The following is a 25,986-nucleotide window of genomic DNA, read 5'->3' on the forward strand; positions in this document are numbered from 1 at the left end:
TAAATAAAGATATCTGTGACCCAGGTCGTAGTTAAGAACTCGCTTTACATTTTTATTTTCAGTAATATTCCCAGCTTGCAATAACCATAAGATGTGTAAATGGGAATGCTTTTGATATTAAACTAAAGCTTAGCATGAATATTAATTGGTGGTAATTTAGGTTTTTATATAAAAGGAGTTATATTATGTCTGATACTCAAGAGCAAAAAAATATCATAACCGATCTCATTATTGAATATGCGAAGGATCAATCTCCGGAAACTCTAAGTGATTTAAAAGATAATTTTGATACATTTGTGGAGTCTAAGCTCGGAACTTCTGATGTAAATGCCAGTAAAGTAGATGCGGCTTCAAAATTTGCTACATCTACCTTCGCCGCGGTGGCAGAAAACAGTCGGGTAGCTTCATTAGACGCTCAAATTGCTGCAATGGATGCCAGTGGTGGACGAGGGAGTGCAGCATACATCGCCTTAGAAGCCGAAAGAAATGCAGCCGCCACTGCTGCTGCTGGGCATCGGGCTGATGCGGCTAAATATAATGATAGATACAATCTGCTTGATGGAAAACCGGTAAGGGCTGCTCAGGGCCTATCTACGATGTTGGGGGCCGCAGGGAAGGTTGAATATGCTTACGATCTGTATCAGTTATATAAAAAGGATCCGCAAGCAGCTGGAAAACAAGCATTTAAAGACCTCTCGGTAACATTGGCTACTGAGACTTATGGTACACATGTGGGGATTACAGTGGGTGTAGGAATAGACCTTATCTACCGCGGCCACCCAGAATTAAATGCTTATAATGCATTAGTCGAGGGAGGGGTGATTGATAAATATGGGTACCGCATTCCGGGACGTACACCAAGTTTAGATGATGCCAAAAATGAATTCAGTCCCATTATTTTCGATTTAGACGGTGATGGTATCGAAACCTTAAGTAAACAACAGGGTATCTATTTTGATCATGACGGGAATTTTTTTGAAGAAAGTACCGGTTGGGTTGGTGCAGATGACGGACTTTTAGTCAGGGATATTAATGGGGACGGTCTGATCGATTCAGGTGCGGAATTGTTTGGTAATAACACCAGGCTTAAAAACGGTCATCTGGCGACTAACGGGTATGACGCGCTTAAGGATCTGGATGATAATAAAAATGGTCAATTAGATTCAGGAGATGCTATCTGGCAGCAATTACGTGTCTGGCAAGATGAGAACAGTAATGGACATGTTGATAGTGGAGAATTAACCGCGTTAGATCAATTAAATATAAAGACTATTGCAACGAAATATAGTTCGTCCACTTTTGTGGATGAGAACGGTAATGCTCACAGGCAAACAAGTACAATAACATTTAATGATAGTACTACAGCCGCTTCATCTGATGTGTGGTTCGACACAAACACTGCGGACACACGATACAGCGGTGAGTATGTTCTTACTGAAGAAATACTTGGCATGCCTTTCCTGAAAGGTTCAGGGAATATGGTCAATTTGCATATTGCCATGAGCCGAAATGATAAGCTTAAAACACTTGTTGAGCAATTTATTGCTAATCCCCTTGATGCGAGTAAAAGCAATCTGTTAGAGGATATTCTCTTCAACTGGGCTGGCGTGGAGAATGTTAGTCCTACTCTTCGTGGTGATGAATTTGACGCACGGAAAGTGGCTTTTCTTGAGGTCATTACCGGAGATATTCTCTCTACAGATAATTTGAATGGTTTGCCAAATAGAATAGCTATGCTTCAAAAAGAGTATCAGGAGTATTATGATTTCTCTTTAGCCCGGTTAATGATTCAGACTGCTTATCAGGATGAATTTAATCTGGTAACTATCGAATATAAAGATGATAAAATATCATTAAATATTGATGCCTTTACTCAGTATCTTGCTCAAGAAGAAAAGACAGATGTCATTCACTTTTATGATGTCAGCTATACTTTCTTAAACCTGCTTACTTATACTACTGACTTCAAAAATGAAGTGGAGCAAGTCAGTCTTTCATTTTCTAAATATAGAAGAGGCACGAGTGGAGATGAATTGCTGATTAATGACGGAAATAAATCAGAGGTTTATTTATTTTATGTCGGGCACGGGCAGGATAAAATTCATTCATATAACAATAAACAGTACGGGGATGTTATTCGTTTTGTGGGCTCAATGGCAACATCTGCGAATTTCGATAGATCGGGTAACGACCTCATTATTAACGCTTATGGCACAGAAGATTGCGTGACATTAACTGATTATTTTATTGAAAGTAGTTCTTCCACAAGTAATTACCGCACCAGCAGTTTTGTGTTTGACGACGCTACGCTGACGGTGGGAGATCTGGCGGCAAGGGGTATGACGTATACAGGCACCGAGGCAAATGACACATACTCTGGTTGGTATGGCGTAGACCGGATGACTGGCGGTGCCGGAAACGACAGCCTGAGCGGTGGAGGAGGCAATGATATTTTAGAGGGAGGAGTGGGTAACGACAGTCTCAGTGGCGGTAGTGGTACTGATATCCTGGAAGGCGGTGCGGGTAACGACTACCTAAATGGCGGCGGAGACAGTGATACTTACCTTTTCGCAGCGGGGCACGGCCAGGATACGATGTACGATTTTTCTACCATGAAAGAAAGCGATTTTCTTCGTTTTTCGGGTGCGAAGTCAGATTCGGCAATATTTGAACGTGATGGTAATGACCTGATTATCAAAGCCTATGGCACCGAAGACAGCGTGAGATTGAGTTATTATTTCATGGACGACGACAGGCAAAGCAGTGTCTTTCGCTACAGCCAATTCATTTTTGATGACGTGACACTGACTGCAGACGACCTGGCCACAACAGGTGTGATCTCAACTGGGACTGAAGGTATAGATAGTCTATTAGGTTGGTATGGCGCAGACAGAATGACGGGTGGCGCTGGTAACGATAGTCTTAGTGGCGGTAGTGGCACTGATATCCTGGAAGGCGGTGCGGGTAACGACTACCTAAATGGCGGCGGAGCCAGTGATACTTACCTTTTCGCAGCGGGGCACGGCCAGGATACGATGTACGATTTTTCTACCATGAAAGAAAGCGATTTTCTTCGTTTTTCGGGTGCGAAGTCAGATTCGGCGATATTTGAACGTGATGGTAATGACCTGATTATCAAAGCCTATGGCACCGAAGACAGCGTGAGATTGAGTTATTATTTCATGGACGACGACAGGCAAAGCAGTGTCTTTCGCTACAGCCAATTCATTTTTGATGACGTGACACTGACTGCAGACGACCTGGCCACATCAGGTGTTATCTCAACTGGGAATGAAGGTGCAGATAGGCTGTCAGGCTGGTATGGCGCAGACCGCCTTATAGGCGGCGCAGGTAACGACAGTCTTAGTGGCGGAAGTGGTACTGATGTTTTAGACGGCGGCGCAGGAGATGACACCTTAAACGGAGGCAGCGGCCAGGACACTTATCTGTTTTCTAACGGCCATGGAAAAGATCAAGTTAAGGATTCAGCGCTCAAATCAGAAAGCCCGGATATCCTGCAGTTCAATGACGCTACATTTAGCGATCTTTGGTTCTCCAAAAAGAACGCTAACCTGATGATTAACGAAAAAAATTCCGAAGACTCTGTTGAACTGATGAACTGGTTTTCGGCTACTGATTACAAAAACAAAGTTATTCACACGGCTGACGGTTATGATTTGACGAGCATACAAGTTCAAGAATTAATTGAAGCGATGAGTACTTTCTCTGCCACACATAGCAATCTGACGTTAGTGGAGCAACAGACAGAATTTATGCAGTCTTTTAATACTTCTTCGTACTTGTCATCTGACGCTATCAATAAGTAATATACTCACTCCCTCTCAGGGATAATAAATGTTTGCTGAGAGGGAGTTTTTATTTACTACAGAACGGGATCGGTGTTCAGAAAACCTTGGAAGAAAAATCCGTTTTCACTTCGCTTTCAATATAAGTATTCAGGCCCCAGCCGGAGCGCGCCAGTTCTTTCATTTTCTCAAGATGTTCCGGGCCGGGATGGCGGATGTCGTATAAATACACGTGGTTATTCTTAAAGCGGACTTTGATCGAGTTGGCATCTATCTGGAAGCTGACAACCTGTGAATCACCGCTTTTGTTGGCGTAATTTTCCATGCTGCATCCTGTGAGCTAAGCCTGATATCGGGCGACATTCTCTATTAACCACGTTCAGCGGTTTCGCACAGGGCGGAAGTTCACAGTTTGCGCAACGCACGGAAAACTAACAGAACAATACGCCCATGAGGTGAGTCCACATGGGCGTCGGGCGTTACAGGTTTTCAGTCACGATTTTTGCGGCGGCGGCTAAGACGTCCTTACGGGCTTTGGCATCCTGCTGCGGCTGGGTGAAATAGGTCACCAAAATCAGCGGTGCGTGATTATCAGGCCAGACAACGGCGATATCATTGGTCGTACCGTAATCACCGCTGCCGGTTTTATCCCCGACGGTCCAGGAAGCTGGCAGACCGGCACGGATGCTGGCAGCACCGGTGGTGTTACCTTTCAGCCATGCCACCAGCTGCGCGCGCTGCGGTTCGGCCAGCGCATCACCCAGCGCCAGTTTACGCAGGCTTTGCGCCATCGCCAGAGGCGACGTGGTGTCACGCTTGTCGCCCGGAATTGCGGTGTTGAGCGTCGGTTCTGTCCGGTCAAGGCGGAATGTCTCATCGCCGATCGAGCGCGCAAACTGGGTCACTTTCGCCGGCCCACCAAGTTGCGCGATAAGCTTGTTCATCGCCACGTTGTCACTGTACTCAATGGCTGCTGCGCCGAGTTCGCCAAGCGTCATACCGGTATCGAGATGTTTTTCAGTAATCGGGTTGTAGTTCACCAGATCTGACTTTTTGATATCCACATGCTTATTCAGCAGGTTTTTATCTTGCTCACTGGCTTTCAGTACGCCCGATGCAGCCATCACTTTACTCGTACTGCACATGGCGAAACGCTCTTCGCCACGGTATACGGTCTGTGAGTTATCAGCGGTATTGATCATCGCCACGCCCAGACGGCCACCGGTGCTTTTTTCCAAATCAGCCAGTTTTTGCTGCACGGCTTTGGCCTGTTCAGGCGTCTGAGCCCATAGCGGGGCGCTGGAAAATAATAAAGGCATCAGGGCCACGGTCAGCAGCGCTTTATGACGAAATGTATTATTGAACATAGAAATCCTTATCTGTTGTATTGCGGAGACCGGCAATATCCTTGTTTGGCAGATTATTGACAAGCGAGAATAATTTCGCGCAGGATAAAGAAAAACTTATGGATAAGTCATTATGCGGACATCTCTGCCTCTCAATGCGCTGCGAGCTTTTGAAGCGTCAGCCCGACACCTTAACTTCACCCGCGCCGCGCTTGAGCTGAGCGTCACGCAGGCGGCGGTCAGCCAGCAAGTGCGTTTACTGGAAGATCAGCTGGGCACGGCGCTGTTTAAACGATTGCCGCGCGGGCTGGAGCTGACCGATGAAGCACTGGTGCTGTTGCCAGTTCTGACTGAGGCCTTCAGCCAGATCCAGACCGTGCTCAAGCGCTTTGAGGGCGGATATTTCCATGAAGTACTGACCATTGCGGTGGTCGGCACCTTCGCAGTCGGCTGGTTGTTGCCAAGACTGAAGGCGTTTCGTGAGCAACATCCTTTTATCGAACTGAAAATCCTCACCAATAATAACGTGGTCAATCTGGCCTCTGAAGGCCTGGATTTCGCCATCCGTTTTGGCACAGGCACCTGGGCGGCGACCGATAACCGGCTGCTGTTCGACGCGCCCCACACCGTTTTATGCTCTCCGGAAATCGCCCGCCGTCTGACCACTCCCGAATCACTGACCAAAGAAATACTATTGCGTTCATACCGTCCTGATGAATGGGATAAGTGGATGACTGCGGCCGGGCTGGCCCCGTGGCGGGCGACGGGCGCGGTGTTTGATTCCTCGCGTCTGATGGTGGAAGCCGCCATGCAGGCTGAAGGCGTGGCGCTGGTGCCGGTATCGATGTTTGCCCGCGAGCTGGAAAGTGGAAATCTGGTACGGCCTTTTGCGACTGAAATCACGCTCGGTAGCTACTGGCTGACGCGGCTCAAATCCAAACGCATGTCGTCCACGATGCAGGTGTTCGACGACTGGATTAGCAGGGAGTTGCCGTTGTTATCAGAGCGATAAATGGGGCAAAGGAAAAAGCACCGGCAGGAAACCGGTGCCGAAAAGCAGGGTTATTTCAGCAGGAAAGAGTGATCAAACGTGCCGCTCACGTTGAGCGCGACAGGCAATAACCCCTGAGCGTGATAGAAATCCGCTGTCTGTTGTTGCTGTATTTCGGTCGCTGAGTCGATCGCCTGCCAGTAGGATTTGCGGCGTTCAAACGACAGCTTCGCCGCATCGAGCGGGAAACCGATAATCTTCGCCAGCTTTACGCTGTACGCATCCAGATTTTTATACGCCCAGATCTGAGCGTCGCTCAGACGCTGGAGATAGTCGGCAATCGCCTGACGTTTGCCCTGATCTTTCAGCGCGGTATCCGTCGCCGCGAGGAAGCTGTTACCGGACCACAGGCCGCGTCCGTTGACCAGCACCCGCAGATGATCCTGCGTCTGGGCGAAGGCGGTGTAGGGCTCCCACGTCGCCCAGACATCCACAGAGCCTTGCGTCAGCGCCAGTTTGGCATCGCTCGGCGGCAGAAAGCGGAAGGTGACATCTTTGGCAGTCAGCCCGGCAGATGCCAGCGCCTTCAGTGCCACGAAATGCCCGATAGATCCGCGGTTGGTGGCGATACTTTTGCCTTTCAGATCGGCCGCCGTTTTAATCGGATTGTCGGGCTTGACCAGCAACGCGGTGCCGTAGGCATCTGATTTATCCACCGCGATAGCTTTCACCTGCGCGCCTGCAGCCTCGGCAAACAACAGGGGGGCATCTCCGATAATCCCGACATCCACCGCCTGCGCGTTCAGCGCTTCTGCCAGCGGTGCAGCGGCGGGGAATTCCGACCATTCAATCTTGTACGGCAAATTATCCAGTTTTCCCGCCGCTTCCAGCTGTGCGCGCATATTCCCTTTTTGATCCGCCACGCGCAGTGTCACAGGTTCGGCAAATGCCGCAGATATACTGGCGATCAGTGACACCGCCAGCAGCAGATTTTTCACATTCACTCGCATTGCAATTCCTCAGACTAGACTGGTACGGGCAGGTTGATGACTGGCCTGACGGGCAGCGATTTTTTGCTTCGTCAGCGGGATCAGGTGCTTGCCATATTCGACAGCATCATTAAGCGGATCAAAGCCACGGATCAGGAACGTGGTAATGCCCAGATCGTAATACTTGAGTAGCGCCTCGGAGACCTGTTCAGGCGTCCCAACCAGCGCCGTTGAGTTAGATCCGCCGCCGATCAGCCCCGCGATGCCGGTCCACAGGCAACTGTCGAGCCGGTCACCTTTTGCCACCGCATTCAGCAACCGCTGCGCCCCGACACTTTGCGGTTTGGCCGCCAGCACCTGACCGCTTTTCTCCTGCTGCGCTTTGGCTTTTGCCAGGATCTCATCGGCCTTCGCCCACGCCTCTTCCTCGGTGTTACCGAGAACAGGGCGGAATGAAATGCTGAAATTTATCTCCCGCTGATGCGCCGCCGCCGAGGCTTTCACCGCAGCGACGGTTTCCGCGGCGCTTGCCAGCGGTTCGCCCCACAGCGCAAAGACATCGGCATGTTTACCTGCCACGCGGATGGCATCTTCAGAGGAGCCACCAAAGAACACCGGCAAACGTTGCTGATAAGGTTTGATGGCCGAAAAGGCATTCTCTGCCTGATAGAATTCCCCCTGATGGTCAAAGCCTTTTTCCGAGTACCAGCTTTTTTTCAGCACATCGATATATTCATCCGTACGCTGATAGCGGCCAGACTTAGGTTCGAAATCGCCGTCACGGCGTTGTTCTGCATCGCTTCCGCCGCTGATGATATGCACGGCGACGCGGCCATCCAGCAGGTGATCGAGCGTTGCGAGCTTGCGGGCCGCCAGCGTGGGCGCAACAAAACCAGGGCGGTGCGCCAGCAGGAAGTGAATGCGGGAAGTGTTTGCCCCGGCGTGGGCAGTCACCAGAAAGGCGTCCGGCTGATCCGAAGCGTAGGCCACCAGAATGCGGTCAAAACCCGCGTCTTCGTGGGCTTTGGCGAAATCGGCGATGTATTGCTTATCAAAAATCGGACCGGCAGGCGGGATGATTTCAGATGCCAGCCGGTGGCCGATCATCCCGATAAATTGCACGCTCATGAGCTGTCTCTCCTTGGGTCAGAGGCCAGCGGAGGGAGGCTGCGCTGGCAGGAGTTATCACCATAAACGGGTTACTACTATGTTAGAAATTAATTATATCGATAAGCTAATATTAAAATTGCGCATTAAAGATGGGTATCCTCACGTTTGCGATACTCAACGATTATCATTATCATCCCCACATTAAAAATCCCTCCCTGAGGTACTATGCCTAAGTTCATTCCTTCGTTGCTGATCTCCTGCATGCTGCTCGCCGGTGCCGTGCAGGCCAAAACGGTGACAGATATTTCTCAGCGCACGGTTGAGGTTCCAGAAAATCCACAGCGCATTGTCGTCGGCGAAAGCCGGATGTTATATACGCTGGCGCTGGTTCAGGACGGAAATCCCGCGCAGCATGTGGTGGGGTGGCCGGGGGACATGGCGTCGCTGGATGCGCAGAGCTGGGCGATGTATCTGAAAGCTTTTCCTGACATCGGCAAGATCCCGCTGCTTGGGCAGAACAATTACACGCAGATGAACGTCGAGAAGGTTATCGCGCTAAAACCAGATCTGGTGATTTTGCCCATTTACGCTAAAAAGCAGGACGATCACGATGTGATGCAAGAAGCGCTGACCAAAGCGGGGATCCCGGTGATCTACGTCGATCTGCGCGTCGATCAACTGCATAACACGATCCCCAGCGTGAAGCTGTTAGGCGATGTGCTTAACCATCCCGAAAAAGCGGCGCGTTTTATCACCTTCTATCAGCAGCATATGAACCGCGTACAGGAACGTATTGCCGCGTATCAGGGAAAGAAGCCTACAGTGATGTTGCAGTTACATCTTGGGCGTCGTGAAGCCTGTTGTACCACGGTGTCTCACGGTAATCTGGCGGATCTGCTGGCCTTTGCGGGTGGCGATAACATCGCTAAAGGCGCGTTTAAAAGCGTGTATGGCGATCTCAACCCGGAAGCGGTGATCGTCGCCAACCCGGATGTGTATATCACCACCGGTATGGCGGGGCCCGAAGGCAAGCGAGTGTCGAATCTGATGCTGGGCCCACAGGTCACGCAGGAAGAAGCCGCGCAGAGTTTCCGTCAGGTGATGGATCAGCAACCGGTGCTTTCCACACTGAAAGCGGTGCGGGAAGGGCGCGCGTACAGCGTCTGGCATAACTTCTACCTCAGCCCGTATCATCTGGTGGACGTAGAAGTGTTTGCGAAAGCGATGTATCCGCAGCTGTTTAAGGATGTCGATCCGCAACAAACCATGAAAGATCTTTATCAACAGTTCCTGCCGGTGCCGTTCAGCGGGACTTACTGGAGTACGTTACCTGCAAAGTAATGGGTGACGAATAATGTAAAATGAATAACGAATAACGAAAACCGGCACATTTCTGTGCCGGCTCTGATCCACGTCTTAAACTTCTGTTTCTTCGTCTGTCAGAAATCTACGGCTGCAGAGAGCACCACATTGCGCGGTTCGCCTTCGATCACGCGTAAATTTCCTGCGCTTGAGGAGTAATACTCTTTGTCGAACAGATTATTTACGTTGAGCTTAATCTGGGTATGTTTGCCCAGCAGTTGGTTATCCCAGGCGACAAACGCATCGGCCACGGTGTAATCCGGCAAAGTGAAGCTGTTTTCCGGGTCACCCGCACGCGTACCGACGTAACGCGCACCGCCGCCTACGCGGAAATCGCCCGGCACCACTGACCAGCGCATGGTGTGGCTGAGATAAAGGCTGCCCATGTTGGTTGGCGCATTCACCAGACGGTTACCGACATTGGCAGAATTCACGTCATCTTCGGTGATTTCTGTTTTGTCGTAACTGTAGTTGGCGGTCAGATCCCAGTCTTTGGCTATTTCCCCGTTAAGCTCCAGCTCCGCACCCGTCGAGCGTGCTTTAGGAATATTGCGGGTTACGCCGTTAATGAATACCGACATGTCTTCTTCATCAATGCGATACACCGCCAGCGTGGCATCCAGACGCGGTGAAATCTGCCATTTTGTGCCGACTTCATAGGTGGTGCCGCTTTCCGGGGAGGCCACGTTGCCGTTGTCATCCACATCGGTGGAAGGCGTAAAGGATTTACTGTAGTTGGCGTAGAACGAGAGGTCATCCGTGAGTTTGTACACCACGCCCACCTGCGGAAGAAATTTGTCGTCGGTATCATCCAGACTTTGGGTGGGATTCACGAAACCGGACGTCTGCTTCTGGTTGTAATGCTGATAACGCCCGCCGACTACGCCGATCCATTTGTCGGTCAGATGAATACTGTCTTTCAGGTAGACCGATTTGTTATACAGCGTATTGCGCAAATTGCTGTTGCTGTCGGAATAAGTGCTGCTGTTGGTAATGGGTTCAACGCCATAGACCGGATCGTACATGTTAAACGTGCTGAAGGTTTTGCCACGATACGAGTACTGCTTGTAGGTTTCGTTTTTCTCGTAATCGACGCCAATCAGCAGGTCATTCATCATTCCGAAGATTTCCTGATTGCCGATCCAGTCCCATGACGTATAGCTGGTCTGATGGTTGAATCCGCGATTCGCATCCGCACGGCGGGTCACGGCGCCCGTTTCGGTATTCACTGCGGTGGCACGGACTTCATTACTGTCATAACGGCGTTGCTGCCAGGCGTAGGTCAGCCGCGTTTTCCAGTCTTCATTCAGCTGATATTCCCAGGTAGTATTAAGGCGTTTGGTTTTTCCCCAGGCGTGGTTAGCCAGTTCGTCGAGACGGCGGTTATAAGGAATATCCAGTGGTTTGCCGTTGGAGAATACTGTCCCGCGATCGTAAGGAATATCGTATTTGTATTCCTGATAACTGATGTTGAAACTGGCTTTTTCACCGAACCAGCTCAGCGAGGGCGCGAGCAGGGTGTGTGAGTCGCTGCCAAAGTTGCGCCAGTAATCTTCATACTGGCGCTCGGCTATCATGCGAAATGCGAAACCATTGCCAAGCGGACCGGTTACGTCGAGAGTTCCTGCTCCGCCACCAAATCCGCCGGTACGACCACTGACGCGGGTATTCCACTCATACTGCGGTTTTTTGGTGATCATGTTGATCACGCCGCCGGGGTTTTGGATCCCATACAGCAGTGAAGCCGATCCTTTCAGCACTTCGATATGATCGATAGTCGAATCAAATCCAAGCCCCTGATTGCTGCGCACGCCATCAATCAGAATCGACCCGTCACTGTTCGCCCCAAACCCGCGCTTAACGAAACCATCTTCCGTTCCGCCCAGCGTATTTCCCTGTGTCACGCCGCTGACAAACTTCATCGCGTCATCCAGAGATGTCACGTCGTAATCCTGAATCATCGACTGCGTGACCACGCTGACCGACTGCGGCGTTTCATTGAGCGGGGTATCGCTTTTGCTGGCAGTCGAGCTCTGCGTTGCGCTGTAATCGGTGGTATCCAGCGCATTGGCTTGCGCGTTCACGGTAATGGAGTCTTCAGACGGCTGCGTCGCCGCAAGGAGAGGCGAGCAGTGGAGAATAGCGACAGCAACGACGGATTTTTTAAATCCACCGACAAGAGCCCCGCGCGGGGCATGGATGAAAGACATGTGAGTGATTCCCTGAAATAAAATACAACCAAGTAAATACAAATGATAACGGTTTGCATTCTAATTGGCAGGTTTACGAAAGGGAACAAAAAAGGGTGATGACAATAATTACAATTATAGGGGACGGGGCGACGTCATTCGCCACTACTTCAAAACCGCGGGTTGCCCCCCACACTGGCCCAAAGGACGCGTAAACGCGCGCCCTCTGGACTCCCGCGTTTTTTCAAACGTGTGCCATGCATCCCGGCCACGTTTCAGGCACTTCCGTTATTGCCGCAAAATCCCGCCGCTGCGCGGTGCCCTCCGGTCGGGTTCAACCCGCGCAGAAAGGCCGCGCGGTTTTCCACCTCTTCCTACTTTTCGCCTCATTTGAGGGTAAGGTCCGCAACGATCTTACCCGGTGGATGGCCGGTACGGTTGCGCTCAATCGCTAGTGGCAAATCGCCGAGACTAATCACCTCTGCAATTGTTGAACGCAATGTGCCTGCGGCGACCTGCTGAGCAATTGAGGCCAGGCGTGCAGTGTCCGGCTTGTTAGACAAAAAGACGCCACGGCGGCCTAGCGGTGCGCGAGCGATTACGTCCGGAGCAGCAATGCTTACCAAAAGTCCGCCTGGTGCCAGCAGGTCCCAGCACTGATCCAGTACCACGCCGCCGACCAGATCGACCACCAGGTCGATCTGGTCGGCAAGATTTTCCAGGGTTTGCTGGCGATAATCAATAACGTCATCTGCACCCAGTGCTCGTACGTGCTGAAGGCTAGTGGTCGATGCTGTAGCGTAAACAGTTGCACCGGCCATCTTCGCGAACTGAACCGCAAAGCCACCCACACCGCCAGCCGCGCCCTGAATCAACACTCGCTTTCCAGACAGATCGAAATCCGCTGCCTGAATGACATGCCAGGCCGTCATTGCAGCTACAGGAATGGCGGCAGCCTGGACGTCGGACAGCCCTGCCGGCGTCAGGACGAGCTTCTCGGCATCAATGACCAGAAAGTCGGTGTAGGCTCCGACGCCACCGAGGGCCGCCATAACACGATCCCCTGGCTTCACGTTCGTGACGTCGTAGCCAGTTCGAATCACGACGCCAGCCATTTCAATGCCAAGCGTCGCAGGCAGGGTCAGCTTGAAGCGCTCGCGCAGGTGGCCTTCACGGATTTTCCAGTCGATGCCGTTTACCGCGGCGGCCTTGATCGATACCAATACCTCGCCCGGGCCCGGCTCGGGTGAGGAAACGTGATCAACCTTGAGAGCTTCAGGTCCGCCGTAAGCGTGCAGCCTTAAGGCACGGCCCTTGGCCTGCTGTTCGTTAGTATTGCCCCTGTCAGGGGTTGGTGAATGGTTCATACCTGTCTCCTCCTGGCGAGACGCCGCCGCTGAGGGCGGTCCCGCTATCGCGTGCCGTTTTTCTCAAATGATGGCGCAACGTCGCGTCATCATTGCATTGCCACCCCATCCCTACGTCTTAGGGAATAAGCTGCTGATTTCGTGCCCATCGTGTGATCGCATCGCGCGCTGTCGGAGCGGGTCCGAAGAAGTCCTCGTGCCTGGAGATGTCCGAGACATAGAGCCCCGTTCTGAAGAACAGGAACATCTGGATCAGATCATACCCGAGTTCGGAAAACAGCTTGACCGGCCGTGCGGCCACCCGAATCATCCACCAGGGAATGATCTGGATCTTCAGACGTTTATTGATGACATCAGAGATGATATCGGCCAGCTCCTGCTGGTTCTTAGGACCGTCACTCCAGCCAACATCGATCGTCTGGTTGACGATTTCGGCGCCAGGATAGATCGCCGCCTTCGTAAGATAGGAGGCAAGGTCATCCGTCAGCACGTAGGACCACCTTGTGGTTTTGTCGCCCATTCCCTGGAATTTCCCAGCTTTCACGGCCTTTGCGATAAAGTCTGTGCTCTGGTCGAGAAACGAGGGTGCCCGGACAAAGACGTATGGCACGCCGGACTTTTTGATCAGATCTTCAGCCACTTTCTTGGCGTGGAAATGAGGCACAGCGGACGCGGCTTCGCAACTCACGATGCTGAGAAAAACAAATCTGCTCACTTTCGCCCGCGCGGCGGCCTCGATGAGGTTTTTGTTGCCCTGAAAGTCGGTATCGAGGCTGCCCTTCATGTAACTGTTTGCCGAGCTGACGACGACGTCAACGCCCTCCAATGCACGATCCAGCGACGCCGGATCCATCATATCGCCGCGAACCCATTCGATGTCGGCGTCCCCACCTGAGGGGGCGCCCTTTCGCGACATGGCAACGACGGCCGCGCTTTTCTCAAGCGCGAGGTTGTGCAGAATCTTTGCGCCGAGGAAACCTGTTGCGCCGACGACCAGGACTTTCTTTCTCGCCGGCGTGAGGGTATCCGCGACGGTCGCAAGTTGCGGTGATTGAGCCATTATCTAATATCCTTTCATGAGCGGGTAGGGTTCAGAGGTTGAGGGCAGGGTAGTCGGTATAGCCCTCTGCTGTGCCGCCGTAGTATGTTTTGTGGTCCGCAGCGTTCATCCCGGCGTTCGTTTTAAGTCGCGCGACGAAGTCAGGATTGGCCAGGACTAGCTGACCATAGGCTTCCAGATCGGCCAGTCCCGACGCCACATCGGTGCCAATCTGCTCACGCGGACGACCAGGGCGATTGACGATCAATGATTGATGCCAGAGCTGGCGGATATCAGTGAGCAGCGCTTCGTTGCCCTGGTGCATGATGTGCAGATAGGCAAGACCGAGCTTGTCGAGTTCGGCAACGAGGTAACGATAGAGCTCCGGCCCTTCCGAACCTTCATCAATTCCCCATATCGTCGTACCGGGAGACAGGCGGATCGCAGTGCGGTCCGCGCCGATTTCCTCGGCAATCGCTGAGGCCACTTCGATGGCAAAGCGGGCACGGTTCTCGATAGAGCCGCCATACTCGTCCGTGCGCGTGTTGGCGCTTGGCGCGAAGAACTGTTGGACGAGATAAGCGTTAGCGCCATGAATCTCGATACCATCAGCACCGGCTTCAATCGCAGAGCGCGCCGCATTGCGGAAATCGGCGACGGTCTGGCGCACCTCTTCGGTCGTCAACGCGCGCGGTGTGGGGATGTCCTGCATCCCTGCCATGGTAAACATGCCCGCACCCGGCGCGATTGCGGAGGGTGCCACGCCCTGGCGATGGTGCGGAGTGTTGTCGGGGTGGTTCATGCGCCCGGCATGCATGAGCTGGATGAAGATTTTTCCGCCCTTGTCGTGGACGGCAGATGTGATCTTCCGCCAGCCGGCGACATGTTCGGGTGCATAGATGCCCGGTGTCATCAGGTAGCCCTGGCCGTCATCGGAGGGCTGGGTGCCTTCAGTCACGATCAGGCCGAGGCTGGCGCGCTGTTCATAATATTCGGTGGATAGCTCCCCGGGTGTCCCGTCGAAGGCTGCCCGGCTGCGGGTCATGGGCGCCATGACTAGCCGGTTGGTCAGTGTGTAGCGTCCTAAATAGACAGGTGCGAATACTGGATTCATTTGAGTTCTCCATACGTTGACGTCTCTATCCACTATCCATCATTCCGATTTCGGGATAAATACCCTATAGTTGAAATCAGTATTCCATATGTGGGGCAATAAGATGAACCATTTGAATGACATGGCGCTGTTCGTGGAGGTCGCGAGGGTCAGGAGTTTTCGAAGGGCCGCGGAGGCACTGGGCATTCCTAACTCCACCCTGTCACGCCGGATCAGTGAGTTGGAAAAGGCGATTGGTTTGAGGCTCCTGCATCGCACAACGCGCAAGATCGAGCTGACCGAGGCGGGCCAGCTTTACTATGCGCGAAGCAAACATATCGTCGACGAGGCACGGCTGGTGCATGAGCAGCTCGGCGAGATGCTTGAGCAGCCGGGCGGGATCTTGCGGGTTTCTCTGCCTGTCGATTTCGCCACACTTTATCTCGCACCGATCCTCGTCGATTTCGCCGGACACTATCCCGGCATCACGTTCGAATTCGACCTGACTCCGCGGCGTGTCGATATGGTGACCGAACCGTTCGATGTAGCGATCCGCATGGGCAAACTGGAAGAGTCGGGTTTGATCGCTCGCCTTATCGGTCGGCACTCGCGCCAACTCTATGCGTCTCCCGGTTATATCGAAGCGTCAGGCAAACCTGCTACACCTGAGGATCTGGCGGCACATGAATGTATCTGCATGACAAGGGTATCGACCTGGAATTTGCATCAACGGATAAACAAGGTAGATGTCGAGGTGGGCGTTCGTGGCAGATTCACGCTTAACAGTGTCGGGATGATCCGCACTCTCGCCATAAAAAATCAGGGAATCGCACTGCTTCCCGAGAAGATTGTTGCAGATGATTTGGCTGCCGGCAGGCTCATGCGCGTTCTTCCTGAGTGGAAAGGCCCGGACGTCAGCATTTATGCCGTGACAGAAACGCGTCTTACGCCGGCCAAAACCCAACGCTTTATTGAATTTCTGTCTTCAAAACTAATGGAAACCTGAGGAGCTATTATTGAGGTCCGCCTGTAAAACGGAAAAACTCACTACCCTAAGACGGTATTTTGTATAGACCATTTCAATACTCGACAGTAAGTGATGGTGGGAAGTGGACCTCATTTGACTCGTTATCGAACACTATGAGTTGGAACGTTTAAGTATAAATATGACTGGCGTTTCCTGCGTGACTTTAGGTCCGCTTCTCGCTCAAAGCTGCCTGTCATGCCTGCTTAAAAAACAGGCTTAACGTAGGATATTTTCCGTTTTCCAAGCGGCCCCCTTAAAAGACTACAAGCTGGTATGCGCCCCGGTTATTTGCCTCTATCCGGCCTAACATCTTGCAGTTAACGGTGGATATGTCGGAATACAGTGTAGGTAAACCCTAATCGCCAGGTTTAGCGGGTGAAAACAAGGATGGAGGGAACGTTCTGAGAAAGAATCTGGCTACCGGGAACGCGCCTGAAGGAAGATTTATTGCCAAATTCTATCGTGGTGGCGTCTTCGATTCAGTCGCCAGCGAGCACTCAGTGGCCATCGTCGTGACCGTTGCATTGACGCGATTTTCCAGCGGATCATTGTGGCGCTTAAACAGGCGGCGGCCGGAATTCGTCTGCTTCGACGCGAACGAACACGCGCGCGTCATGCAGTCACTGCATAAGGAGTCCTAGAACCACCGCCGTGAAGCCATTATTCCTCGTGGTCATCCACTAAAATCAGGCGGATGCCTTGTTGCTCGATGGCTTCACGGTACTGATCGCTTAATCCCGAGTCGGTGATGAGTGTGTCTACCTTATCTAAATGACACACCACATTCGGACTTTTACGCCCAAATTTTGATGAATCCACCAGCAGATAAATGCGTTCGGCGGCTGTACACATTGCCTGGCTCACGCCGTGAACTTCGTTGAACGTGGTGACAACACCATTCAGGTCCACGCCATCCGCGCCGATAAATAATTTATCAAAATTGAACTGATTAAATGCGCCTTCTGCCAGGCTGCCGTGGAAAGAAGAGGATTTTTTACGATAGGTGCCACCAGGCATCAGAATAGTCTGGTCGTTATCCTGTTCCACCAGGGCATTAACGATGTGCAGGCTGTTGGTCATCACGGTGATGTTATTGAACTGACCGAGGAACGGCACCATCTGCATGACCGTACTGCCCGCATCAAAAATCAACGAATCGCCATCCTGGATTTCTTTAATCGCAGCGCGCGCAATACTCAGTTTCTTACCGGTATTGATGTGGGTTTTACGATCAATCGGCTGATCGCCCTCTTCACGGCTCAGTACTACCCCGCCGTAGGTACGGAGCACCGCACCTTCTTCTTCCAGCAGGGTCAGATCTTTACGGATTGTGGTGCCGGTGGTGGCGAAGTGAGCCGCCAAATCATCGACAGTCGTTTTACCAAATTGTTGCAAATATTCCAGTATTGCCACCTGACGCTGTTTAGGTTTCATCACGATTTCCGTTCAAATTTTCAGATAATATTCACGCGCTACGATTTCTTTTGAAAGGTAATAGCTTTTAAAGTGAAAATATCATGATTTCGTTTCAATCGCTAATGATAGTGCAGTTTGAATATTCGGATCTTTCGGGAAGATCACACCTGTCATTAATTGTTGCCGGCTCAGGCCATTCAGCACGGTCAGCGGCTGCGGCGAGGCAAAAATCGTCAGGCCGCGCAGCAGGAAACCTCCCTGTACTCTTTCTTCCTTGTCGAATGCCAGCGCCAGCACAACACGCGCTTTAAAGCGTCCGCCTGACCGACCGACACCGACGGCGCCCAACTGGCACAATCGGTCAAATGCCCGGTTAAAGCGTTGTAGCTGCCACCACCCCAGCGCGATTTGAGCGACCCAGGCGAACATGGCACAAAGTATTAGTGCAGAAGCTGATGTCATGGATTCTCTCCTTTATAAAAGCAACCGCCCCGGAGCAACCGGGGCGGTACAGGTTCAGAACATCACTTGCCCGCCGGTGATATTGATGGACTGACCGGTGCAATACGATGCTTTATCACTGGCATAGAACAACAGCATATCCAGCACATCCTGATAGTCGCAGCCCCGTTTCAGTGGCACTTTATCGATGTAATACTGCTCAACCTGATCCGCATCGATTCCCAGTTTGTTGGCGTATTGCGGCAATAATGACTGGAACATCGGCGATTTGAGCAAATTGCCCAACATCAGCGAATGCACCGTAATACCGTACTCTGCTAAATCCAGCGCCAGAGACTGAGTGAGCCCAACCCCCCCGAATTTCGCGGCGCTGTACCCTGCATTGTGTTTGCTGCCCACTTTGCCCGATTTAGAATTGATTTGAATAATACGTCCCGGGATCCGGTCGCGGATCATCAGCCGTGAGAACTCGCGGGCGCAAAGGAAGTAACCGACCAGATTAACTTGTAACGAGAGGTCGAAATCATTGAGAGCAAAGTCGGTGATAGGCGATGCCTTGGCCATTCCGGCGCTATAGACCAGCAAATTGATCTGGCCGAATGTCTGGTCAACGGCTTTCGCCAGCTGACCGACGCTGCTTTCACTGGTGGCATCAACTGCAAAACCAAAAGCCCTCCCTTCACCATATTGCGTGTTGATTTGCGCTGCGGTTTCCATGGCGTTCTTTTCGTTGAGATCCGCAACCGCAACCCGGTAACCGGATTCAGCCAGTCCCTGACAGAGAAATGCGCCCAGCGTCTGACCACCGCCGATCACTACTGCTACCTGTTCCATAATTGACTCCTGATCCTAAGATTAATCGATAAATTTCAATATACTGCCCAGAGGAATGTCGTCAGGCGTTATGCCTTTAACATGCACACTTCCGGGAAACTCGGCGTGCTCGCAGCCATCAAAACGTAGAGTGATGTGGCCCAGCTCGCGTAAATTCTGCATCGCCACTTCACCGACCGCGGTGACCGGATAGCGGACATTGGCCAGCTCCATGCAGGCACCACGGTGTAATTCGCCTTCTGTGACGCCATGCTGATGAATGAAGCAGTAATCCTGAATATCTTGCGGCGCACCTTCACGAAACGTGATCAACATCTGGTCGGAAAGCGCTTCTCTGGCAAAGTCACCGATCCGGGTAATGGTGGTTTGATAAATGGTTTGCATGATGGCTCCTTACTGATAGATGAAGGCTGATGCGGCCCATGCGATAAGCACAGTTGGCGCGCCGGTGAGGAAACGGCTAACCAGAACAGAAGGCACACCCACCCTAACCGTGTCCTGTTTGGCCTCTGCCAGCGATAATCCGACCGGGATAAAATCACAGGCTGCCTGAGCATTGATGGCGAAAAGTGCAGGTAACGCCAGATGCGGCGGAATATTTCCCAGCCCGATCTGCACGCCCACCAGTACGCCAATCACTTGCGCAATCACCGCGCCAGGGCCGAGAAAAGGAGAAAGCAGCGGGAAGGAACAAATCAGCGCCAGCATCACCAGTCCGACCGGGCTTTTTGCCAGTGGCGTCAGGCCATGAGCCACCAAATCCCCTAAACCGGAGGCCATGATGATGCCGATAAGTGCTGCGACAAATGCCATAAACGGCAGAATAGTTTTGAGCACGGTATCAATGGTGTCGCGACCGGCCTGAAACAGCACGGCAACCCCGGAGCCCATGCCCATCCCGACTTTAGCCAGCAGGCCGTCGCTTTGTTCGGTGATCTTTTTGGTGGTGTCATAGTCCCGCCCGCCCTTCGGTGACGTCCTTGCCACCGCCGCAGAAAGAGGTTCTGCACTTGCCGGTGCGTCGATGACGATATCGTCCACACGCACTGCCGACACATAAATGTCTTCTGTGATAAACTGCGCCAGCGGACCGGATTTCCCAGTCGAATGGATATTCACCGTCGGGATCCGGCGTTTAGGGTACAGGCCGCAGCGCAGCGTGCCGCCGCAGTCGATCACCATCACGCCAATGTCTTCGAGCGGTGGTTCGCCTTCTTTGAATCCATCGACGGTTTCCCAGCCAGTCAGTTCCGCCAGTTTATCGACGATCGCCGGGCGGGTGCCCGCCGTGATGTACACCACTTTTTTACCGGGAATAGCCTCAATCAGTAACGGGCCACCCCAGCCACCTTCTCCCCGGTTAATACGAATAATCACGCTCATTTTCTGCTCCGCGTTTAAAGTTGAACCTGACGATCAAGCTGGATACCCATCTTGCGTTCGAAAATGCGCGTTGTGAGATCGGTTATCCAGCCACGGAAGAAATTGGTCACCATGCCGACCAGGAAGTAACTGACCGCCAGCGGGCCAAGAGGTAATCCCAGCGTTGTCAGACCGCTGGCGACGCCCAGATAAACAAACAGTTCGCCGGGGTTAATGTGCGGGAATAAACCATTCATTGAATGGCAACTGTAAGAGCTGGCCGCGTAATAACTGGGTTTGTAAATTTCAGGCATAAAACGCCCGAGGCTCAGTGTCATGGGATTGCAAAACACAAACGTCCCAATCACCGGCAGCAACAGGTAACGCGCTATCGGATTCCCTGCACAACGCTGCGCCAGCCGCTCGATTCTTTTCTGGCCGACGAAGACGATCAACGCGTTCATCACCACCAGCAAACTGATTAACAGAGGCAAAATGCCAGTGACCATACTGACAAATACCTCCCCCCCTTTCTGAAACAGGCCGATGAACCACTCGGCACCGTGCGTAATTACTTCGATCATGTCGCTCTCCTGTAGGATACGTGGGTCTACGCTTTCATTTTTTATCTCGCCACACCTAAAATATAATCATTATGAATTTATAAATACCTTGCATTGATCACATTCTGAAAGATTTATCTTTCAGAATGAAATTCTGAGAGTGTGAGGCGTCATGGCAGAAGGAGAAAGGTGGCTGAGAAGCCGGGATGTGACCCTGTCGGGGGAGTTTTCAACGCGCTGAAATGCTATCGTAATTGTCACTAATCTGGGGAGGGGAAATCCGCGAAGCTTAGCGGCTTGCCGGTTAGCGCAGTCGGGCTCGACGACCGGCCGCAGGCCGCGAGCCGAAAAAGCCTGGGTAGGATTTTATGTCATGTCTTTAATCAGCATCGACAAGATCGGACATCGAAAAACCGGCACCGAAACCGCATATTCCCGGGCTTGTTTGATGAGTGCAGATATAACGGTTATGGTCTTGTTGTCACTGATTTTCGCCAGCATAACAAAGCAGGAATGGCGTTCTAGGGGTCCGCTTGGAAAAGGGAAAATATCATACGTTAAGCGTTTTTCTTAAGCAGCCATGATAGTCCGCTGTGTGCCAACAGCGGACTTTGCAAACATCACTGTTTTATTAAGAAGGTAACGGGTCATAACATGTGGACTTCATTGACTGCGTTCCATCAACTCAAGCGTCTGACCATCGGGGCTTTGTAAATATATTACTCTGGTTCCCTGCATGGGTCCTGACAAGACTGTCTGAGGTTTCCCTGGCGTCTTCCAGCCATAGTCCGATACTTTGCTCAAGAGCGTATCAAGATCCTCGACTATAAACGCAAGGTGAGCGTAGCCTGGGATGTAGGGTGCTGAAGGCTCTTCTGGCTGTTCAATGTTATTGTATTGCAGTAATTCAATTTTAATACCAGCCAGTTCAAGCAAAGCCATTTGTACATCAGCTCCCCTTGCGCCTGTCACTTCATCAATAATAGGTCCAGACATTTTCCCTTCGCGTAATAACTCCCCTCCAAGAATATGAGTCCAGAAAAATAATGAGTCTTCAATATTTTTAACTGAAAAACCGACGTGATTAACACTTAAGATCATGAGATTACCTGCTGGGTTTTGAAAAGGGAGATCAAAGAGGAAGGCGCTTTCCTCCCTCTTTGGCGGTTTCGGCGCAGCGCGTTAAGTGATCACTGCAATTAAGAAACCGAAACTTTCTGGTCAGCGGTGAAAAGCCGCATATCTCACTCTACCGTCGAATACTTAACATAATGATTCGAGCAGTTAAAATGCGCCACATATCCCAGCTTCCCATTCGGGCCTTTGGCACTGAAAGGAATGTGGTAAGTGCCTTTATCTTCCTTCGCATCATCACTGATGAAGCTCAACACCGGGACCGACGTGCCCATATTGTCTTTGTCGTTGCCCCAGTTAGGGATACGGTTTTCCATGTAGTCACGGGTGACGGTATCTATCGCATCACTCTTGGTTATCTGCGCACAGGCGCCTTCGGTTGAACGTTGCATCCACCATGGGTAGATGTAGACCGAGCCCAGCATCACCACCATCATCAGGAAAATGAATGAAATAATTCCGATCAAAACGACTTTACTCATAGTGCTTGCTACTCCTGAAAATCTTCGCAAAATCATAGCCTGCGCAGAATATTCAATGTTATTTAACGATAAGAAAGCGCGTATGTTACGCCAGTTGGTCAGCAGAGGTTAAGTACTATCAGCCGTTCTGTTGCATTCGGTTACAGAAGCCAGTCCCGCAGGAAACTCAGCGGTGTTAGCCTTTTACCACAATCATTATTTGCACAAGGAGTCACACATGAGTCAGCAATCCGAACTTCAACAGCCGGTCGTTGCCGTACTGGGCCTCGGCGCGATGGGGCATGCCTTTGCCGCAAACCTGATCAAAAAAGGGTTTACCACCCGCGTCTGGAACCGTACGACCTCCCGCGGAGATGATCTTGTCAGCGCCGGGGCGACGCGTGGTACGACACCGCGGGAAACCGTTGAAGGTGCCGATGTGGTGATCACTATGCTGTCCGATGGCAAAACGTCGCTGGAAGTTTATCAGGGGGATAACGGTTTGCTGGCGGGGCTGAAACAAGGCGGGATCATCGCGCAGATGGGGACGCTGGGTGTCGAAGCAACCGAAAGCCTGATCGCCCTGATCAAAGCGCAGCGCCCGGATGTGGTGTTCTTCGATGCGCCAGTGTCCGGCACGAAAGCGCCGGCTGAGCAGGCGCAGATTGTGGTTCTGGCCAGCGGCGATCGGGAAGCGGGTGCTGCCGTGGAAACGGTATTTGCGGCGATCTCCAAAGCGACTAAATGGCTGGGTGAGGCAGGGCGCGCGTCCAGGATGAAACTCGTGGTAAACGCCTGGCTGATTGCCATGATGGAAGGCATCGCCGAAACCACGCAGCTGGCTGAAGAACTCGGTTTCACCACAGATGACCTGTGGAGCGTGCTCGACGGCGGACCGCTGGCGGCACCTTATATTAAAGGCAAAATGGAGATGTTCAAAAGCGGCGATTATACACCACAGATGCAGCTGACGTGGGCGCTGAAGGATATCAACCTGGCGCTGGAAGCGGGAAGTAAACTGGAGCTGCCGGTGATGAAACGCATCAGCGAAACCTGGCAGGGCGCGGTGGGTGCCGGTTATGGCGATCAGGATCTGGCCGTGGTGTACCGTTACCTCGGCGATAAACAATCTTAATTACCCCAAATCCTCCGCTGAATGTGATGACTGGCGAATGACAGATCATCACATTCATTACTCGTCACCTGTCATTCATCACCTGTCATTCATAACTTCGTAGTATAAATCAGAGCATCTGGCTATTGGTTATCCGTTCGGGGGCTGTGATAGCGTCGGGATAAGAACACCTCTTTTCATTCATAGCGGAGTGAGCGATGAGCCAGCCTTCCACCAATATCCCATTAATCGACTTCAGCCAGTTTTCAGCGTCGCCGCAACAGCGCGAAGCGTTTCTGTCCGAGTTGCGTTACGCCGCACGCGAGATCGGCTTCTTCTATCTTAAAAATCACGGCATTGATAAAACCTTACTGAGCGATGTGCAGAATGCATCGCGCCAGTTCTTTGCCTTGCCGGAGGAAGAAAAACTGGCCGTGGCGATGATCAACTCATCCCATTTTCGCGGTTACAACCGCGCGGCCTCAGAAATTACGCGCGGTCAGCCTGACTGGCGTGAACAATTTGATCTCGGGGCTGAGCGGGCGAAACTACCAATAGATGACAACACCCCCGCGTGGGCCAGATTGCAGGGTCCAAATCAGTGGCCGGAGACGTTACCGGAGCTACGGCCATTGCTGTTGCGCTGGCAGCGCGAGATGACCGCCATGTCGTTGCGCCTGCTGCGTGCGTTTGCACTGGCGCTGAAACTGCCGGAAGAGGCGTTTGATCCGCTGTATGGCGAAAAGCCCAATGAACATATCAAACTGATCCGCTATCCAGGACGGCCTGAAGGTGAGGGGAATCAGGGCGTCGGGGCGCACAAAGATTCCGGTTTCCTCAGTTTCTTGTTGCAGGACGAACAGCGCGGATTACAGGTTGAAGTGGAAAAGGACCAGTGGGTGGAAGCGTTGCCTGTGCCGGATACGCTGGTGGTGAATATCGGTGAGTTGCTGGAGCTGGCGACCAACGGTTATCTGCGTGCCACCGTTCACCGCGTGGTATCTCCGCCTGCGGCCGGTGAGCGCCTGTCGCTGGCATTTTTCCTCGGCGCGCAACTCGACGCCGTGGTGCCGCTGTTCCCGTTACCGCCGGAGCTTGCGAAAGAAGCGCGGGGCGAGGCCAGCGATCCGCTGAATCCGCTGTTCCGCGATGTCGGTTTCAATTATCTGAAAGGGCGGCTGCGCTCACATCCTGACGTGGCGCAGCGTTATTATGCGGACGTCACGCGTTGATCAGTTTTGTGGTGAGTTAGCGGTATCGATACTGACCACCGCCGACATCCCAGGTCGCAGACGATCGCTTTGCGGCTGATTCGGTTCCAGCTCAATGCGCACCGCAATTCGTTGTGAGATTTTAGTGAAGTTACCGGTGGCATTATCAGCTTTCAGCACGCTGAATTCAGAACCTGCTGCCGGAGAAATTCGCACCACGTGGCCTTTGAAAGTGCGATCGTCGAGGGCATCGACCGTAAACGTTGCCGGTGTGCCGACGTTCATTTTCGCCAGCTGGCGCTCTTTGAAGTTGGCCGTCACCCAGACGATTTTTGGCGTGATGGACGTCATCTGCGTGCCTGCCGTCACATATTGCCCCATGCGGGCGCTGACCTCGCCGAGTTGTCCGTCGGAGGGCGCGACAATTCGCGTATGTTGCAGATTAATTTGTGCGACCTCAACCTTCGCCTGCGCGGCCTTTAAGGCTGCGGCCAGCGACGCTTTATTGGCATCCACCAGAGCCAGATCCTGACGGGCGATATTCACCGAGGCCCGCGCTTTGGCCACGTTGGCTTTGGCCGTCAGCAAGGCGGCGTGTAATTCATCCCCGATGGTTTTCGACACCAGACCCTTTGCCAACAAGGAACTGTTACGGCCAGTATCGAGCGAGGCTTTACTTTCGGCGGCCTGCGCACTTTGCAGTTCTGCTTCGGCAAGTTGCAGGCTGGCGGCGCTGGACGCACGATTTTGCTCAAAGTTTTGCAGTGTCACCTGCTGCTGTGCGGCAGCGGCTTGTGCCTGTAACAATTCCTGGCGGTAAGTGCTGTCGTCGATCAGAAACAGCACGTCACCTTTTTTTACCGGCATAAAATCCTGTACTTTGACGTCGGTGATGTATCCCGATACCTGGGGGCTAAGCAGGGTGACATTGCCACGTACGTAGGCGTTATCGGTTGATTCCACCTGCGAATTAAACGGAAATAACTGCCAGCTGTATAAAACCAACATCACGCCGACCACACCCAGGCAAAGCACCACTATGATTGACGGATAACGAAATAGATTTTTCATCACTTTTCCTGCATTACTCTTTTAGTTCGATGATAGAAA

23 protein-coding genes are annotated in these 25,986 nt (G+C 52.2%); 6 read left to right on the top strand and 17 right to left on the bottom strand.

What is annotated here, in order from left to right; translation table 11 throughout:
• The first annotated feature begins 185 nt into the window (after nucleotides 1-185).
• Complete coding sequence (locus tag TU92_RS22550) at nucleotides 186-3,827, top strand: calcium-binding protein (RefSeq protein WP_112167740.1); 3,642 nt, start codon at nucleotides 186-188, stop codon at nucleotides 3,825-3,827.
• A gap of 76 nt (nucleotides 3,828-3,903) precedes the next feature.
• Here the strand turns inward: TU92_RS22550 and TU92_RS13530 are convergent, their stop codons facing one another.
• Nucleotides 3,904-4,131 carry a hypothetical protein gene (locus tag TU92_RS13530; protein WP_112167741.1) on the bottom strand — a complete coding sequence of 76 codons (228 nt, stop codon included), beginning with the start codon at nucleotides 4,129-4,131 and terminating at the stop codon, nucleotides 3,904-3,906.
• Nucleotides 4,132-4,285: 154 nt separating this feature from the next.
• Nucleotides 4,286-5,173: a class A beta-lactamase gene (gene bla / locus TU92_RS13535; RefSeq protein ID WP_112167742.1), complete on the bottom strand. Its 888-nt coding sequence runs from the start codon at nucleotides 5,171-5,173 to the stop codon at nucleotides 4,286-4,288.
• Between the two features lie 112 nt (nucleotides 5,174-5,285).
• Between bla and TU92_RS13540 the strand changes: the two genes are divergently transcribed.
• Nucleotides 5,286-6,164: a LysR family transcriptional regulator gene (locus tag TU92_RS13540; RefSeq protein ID WP_112167743.1), complete on the top strand. Its 879-nt coding sequence runs from the start codon at nucleotides 5,286-5,288 to the stop codon at nucleotides 6,162-6,164.
• A gap of 50 nt (nucleotides 6,165-6,214) precedes the next feature.
• Here TU92_RS13540 and TU92_RS13545 read toward each other — a convergent pair whose 3' ends face one another.
• Both TU92_RS13545 and TU92_RS13550 read right to left on the bottom strand, forming a co-directional pair.
• Entirely contained in the window at nucleotides 6,215-7,153 is a 939-nt protein-coding gene (locus tag TU92_RS13545; protein WP_112167744.1) for an ABC transporter substrate-binding protein, read from the bottom strand.
• A gap of 9 nt (nucleotides 7,154-7,162) precedes the next feature.
• On the bottom strand, nucleotides 7,163-8,260 hold the full coding sequence (locus TU92_RS13550) for an LLM class flavin-dependent oxidoreductase (RefSeq protein WP_112167745.1): 1,098 nt from the start codon (nucleotides 8,258-8,260) through the stop codon (nucleotides 7,163-7,165).
• Between the two features lie 207 nt (nucleotides 8,261-8,467).
• Here TU92_RS13550 and TU92_RS13555 point away from each other — a divergent pair, with 207 nt between their 5' ends.
• Complete coding sequence (locus tag TU92_RS13555) at nucleotides 8,468-9,583, top strand: ABC transporter substrate-binding protein (RefSeq protein ID WP_112167746.1); 1,116 nt, start codon at nucleotides 8,468-8,470, stop codon at nucleotides 9,581-9,583.
• Nucleotides 9,584-9,681: 98 nt separating this feature from the next.
• Here TU92_RS13555 and TU92_RS13560 read toward each other — a convergent pair whose 3' ends face one another.
• From TU92_RS13560 to TU92_RS13575, 4 genes are all read right to left on the bottom strand, one after another.
• On the bottom strand, nucleotides 9,682-11,814 hold the full coding sequence (locus tag TU92_RS13560; protein ID WP_112167747.1) for a TonB-dependent siderophore receptor: 2,133 nt from the start codon (nucleotides 11,812-11,814) through the stop codon (nucleotides 9,682-9,684).
• A 365-nt stretch (nucleotides 11,815-12,179) separates the two neighbouring features.
• Nucleotides 12,180-13,160 carry an NADP-dependent oxidoreductase gene (locus TU92_RS13565; RefSeq protein ID WP_112167748.1) on the bottom strand — a complete coding sequence of 327 codons (981 nt, stop codon included), beginning with the start codon at nucleotides 13,158-13,160 and terminating at the stop codon, nucleotides 12,180-12,182.
• Nucleotides 13,161-13,278: 118 nt separating this feature from the next.
• Nucleotides 13,279-14,220, bottom strand: coding sequence for an SDR family oxidoreductase (locus TU92_RS13570; RefSeq protein ID WP_112167749.1), 942 nt, complete (start codon nucleotides 14,218-14,220; stop codon nucleotides 13,279-13,281).
• Nucleotides 14,221-14,251: 31 nt separating this feature from the next.
• Nucleotides 14,252-15,313 carry an alkene reductase gene (locus TU92_RS13575; RefSeq protein WP_112167750.1) on the bottom strand — a complete coding sequence of 354 codons (1,062 nt, stop codon included), beginning with the start codon at nucleotides 15,311-15,313 and terminating at the stop codon, nucleotides 14,252-14,254.
• Nucleotides 15,314-15,416: 103 nt separating this feature from the next.
• Between TU92_RS13575 and TU92_RS13580 the strand changes: the two genes are divergently transcribed.
• A complete protein-coding gene (locus TU92_RS13580) occupies nucleotides 15,417-16,298 on the top strand; it encodes a LysR family transcriptional regulator (protein ID WP_112167751.1) in 882 nt (293 codons plus the stop codon).
• 681 nt (nucleotides 16,299-16,979) lie between these two features.
• Here the strand turns inward: TU92_RS13580 and srlR are convergent.
• From srlR to TU92_RS13620, 8 genes are all read right to left on the bottom strand, one after another.
• Nucleotides 16,980-17,753, bottom strand: coding sequence for a glucitol operon DNA-binding transcriptional repressor SrlR (srlR, locus tag TU92_RS13585; RefSeq protein WP_112167752.1), 774 nt, complete (start codon nucleotides 17,751-17,753; stop codon nucleotides 16,980-16,982).
• Nucleotides 17,754-17,834: 81 nt separating this feature from the next.
• Nucleotides 17,835-18,197, bottom strand: coding sequence for a transcriptional regulator GutM (gutM, locus tag TU92_RS13590; RefSeq protein ID WP_112167753.1), 363 nt, complete (start codon nucleotides 18,195-18,197; stop codon nucleotides 17,835-17,837).
• Between the two features lie 54 nt (nucleotides 18,198-18,251).
• Complete coding sequence (gene srlD / locus TU92_RS13595) at nucleotides 18,252-19,031, bottom strand: sorbitol-6-phosphate dehydrogenase (protein ID WP_112167754.1); 780 nt, start codon at nucleotides 19,029-19,031, stop codon at nucleotides 18,252-18,254.
• A gap of 21 nt (nucleotides 19,032-19,052) precedes the next feature.
• Nucleotides 19,053-19,415 (bottom strand): PTS glucitol/sorbitol transporter subunit IIA, encoded by a 363-nt coding sequence (gene srlB, locus TU92_RS13600; RefSeq protein ID WP_112167755.1) that lies wholly within the window; start codon nucleotides 19,413-19,415, stop codon nucleotides 19,053-19,055.
• Between the two features lie 9 nt (nucleotides 19,416-19,424).
• Nucleotides 19,425-20,414: a PTS glucitol/sorbitol transporter subunit IIB gene (srlE, locus tag TU92_RS13605; RefSeq protein ID WP_112167756.1), complete on the bottom strand. Its 990-nt coding sequence runs from the start codon at nucleotides 20,412-20,414 to the stop codon at nucleotides 19,425-19,427.
• A gap of 14 nt (nucleotides 20,415-20,428) precedes the next feature.
• Nucleotides 20,429-20,977 carry a PTS glucitol/sorbitol transporter subunit IIC gene (srlA, locus tag TU92_RS13610; protein WP_112167757.1) on the bottom strand — a complete coding sequence of 183 codons (549 nt, stop codon included), beginning with the start codon at nucleotides 20,975-20,977 and terminating at the stop codon, nucleotides 20,429-20,431.
• A 642-nt stretch (nucleotides 20,978-21,619) separates the two neighbouring features.
• On the bottom strand, nucleotides 21,620-22,057 hold the full coding sequence (locus TU92_RS13615) for a VOC family protein (RefSeq protein WP_112167758.1): 438 nt from the start codon (nucleotides 22,055-22,057) through the stop codon (nucleotides 21,620-21,622).
• Nucleotides 22,058-22,200: 143 nt separating this feature from the next.
• Nucleotides 22,201-22,572: a YebF family protein gene (locus tag TU92_RS13620; protein ID WP_112167759.1), complete on the bottom strand. Its 372-nt coding sequence runs from the start codon at nucleotides 22,570-22,572 to the stop codon at nucleotides 22,201-22,203.
• A 217-nt stretch (nucleotides 22,573-22,789) separates the two neighbouring features.
• Here TU92_RS13620 and TU92_RS13625 point away from each other — a divergent pair, with 217 nt between their 5' ends.
• Entirely contained in the window at nucleotides 22,790-23,686 is an 897-nt protein-coding gene (locus TU92_RS13625; RefSeq protein ID WP_112167760.1) for an NAD(P)-dependent oxidoreductase, read from the top strand.
• Between the two features lie 197 nt (nucleotides 23,687-23,883).
• Nucleotides 23,884-24,897: an isopenicillin N synthase family dioxygenase gene (locus tag TU92_RS13630; protein ID WP_112167761.1), complete on the top strand. Its 1,014-nt coding sequence runs from the start codon at nucleotides 23,884-23,886 to the stop codon at nucleotides 24,895-24,897.
• On the opposite strand, the gene TU92_RS13635 is transcribed toward TU92_RS13630, so the two are convergent.
• The gene (locus TU92_RS13635; protein ID WP_112167762.1) at nucleotides 24,898-25,947 is read right to left on the bottom strand and encodes an HlyD family secretion protein; all 1,050 of its coding nucleotides are present in this window, start codon (nucleotides 25,945-25,947) and stop codon (nucleotides 24,898-24,900) included.
• Nucleotides 25,948-25,986 lie beyond the last annotated feature (39 nt).

This window comes from Rahnella inusitata, from assembly GCF_003263515.1.
GTDB lineage: Bacteria > Pseudomonadota > Gammaproteobacteria > Enterobacterales > Enterobacteriaceae > Rahnella > Rahnella inusitata.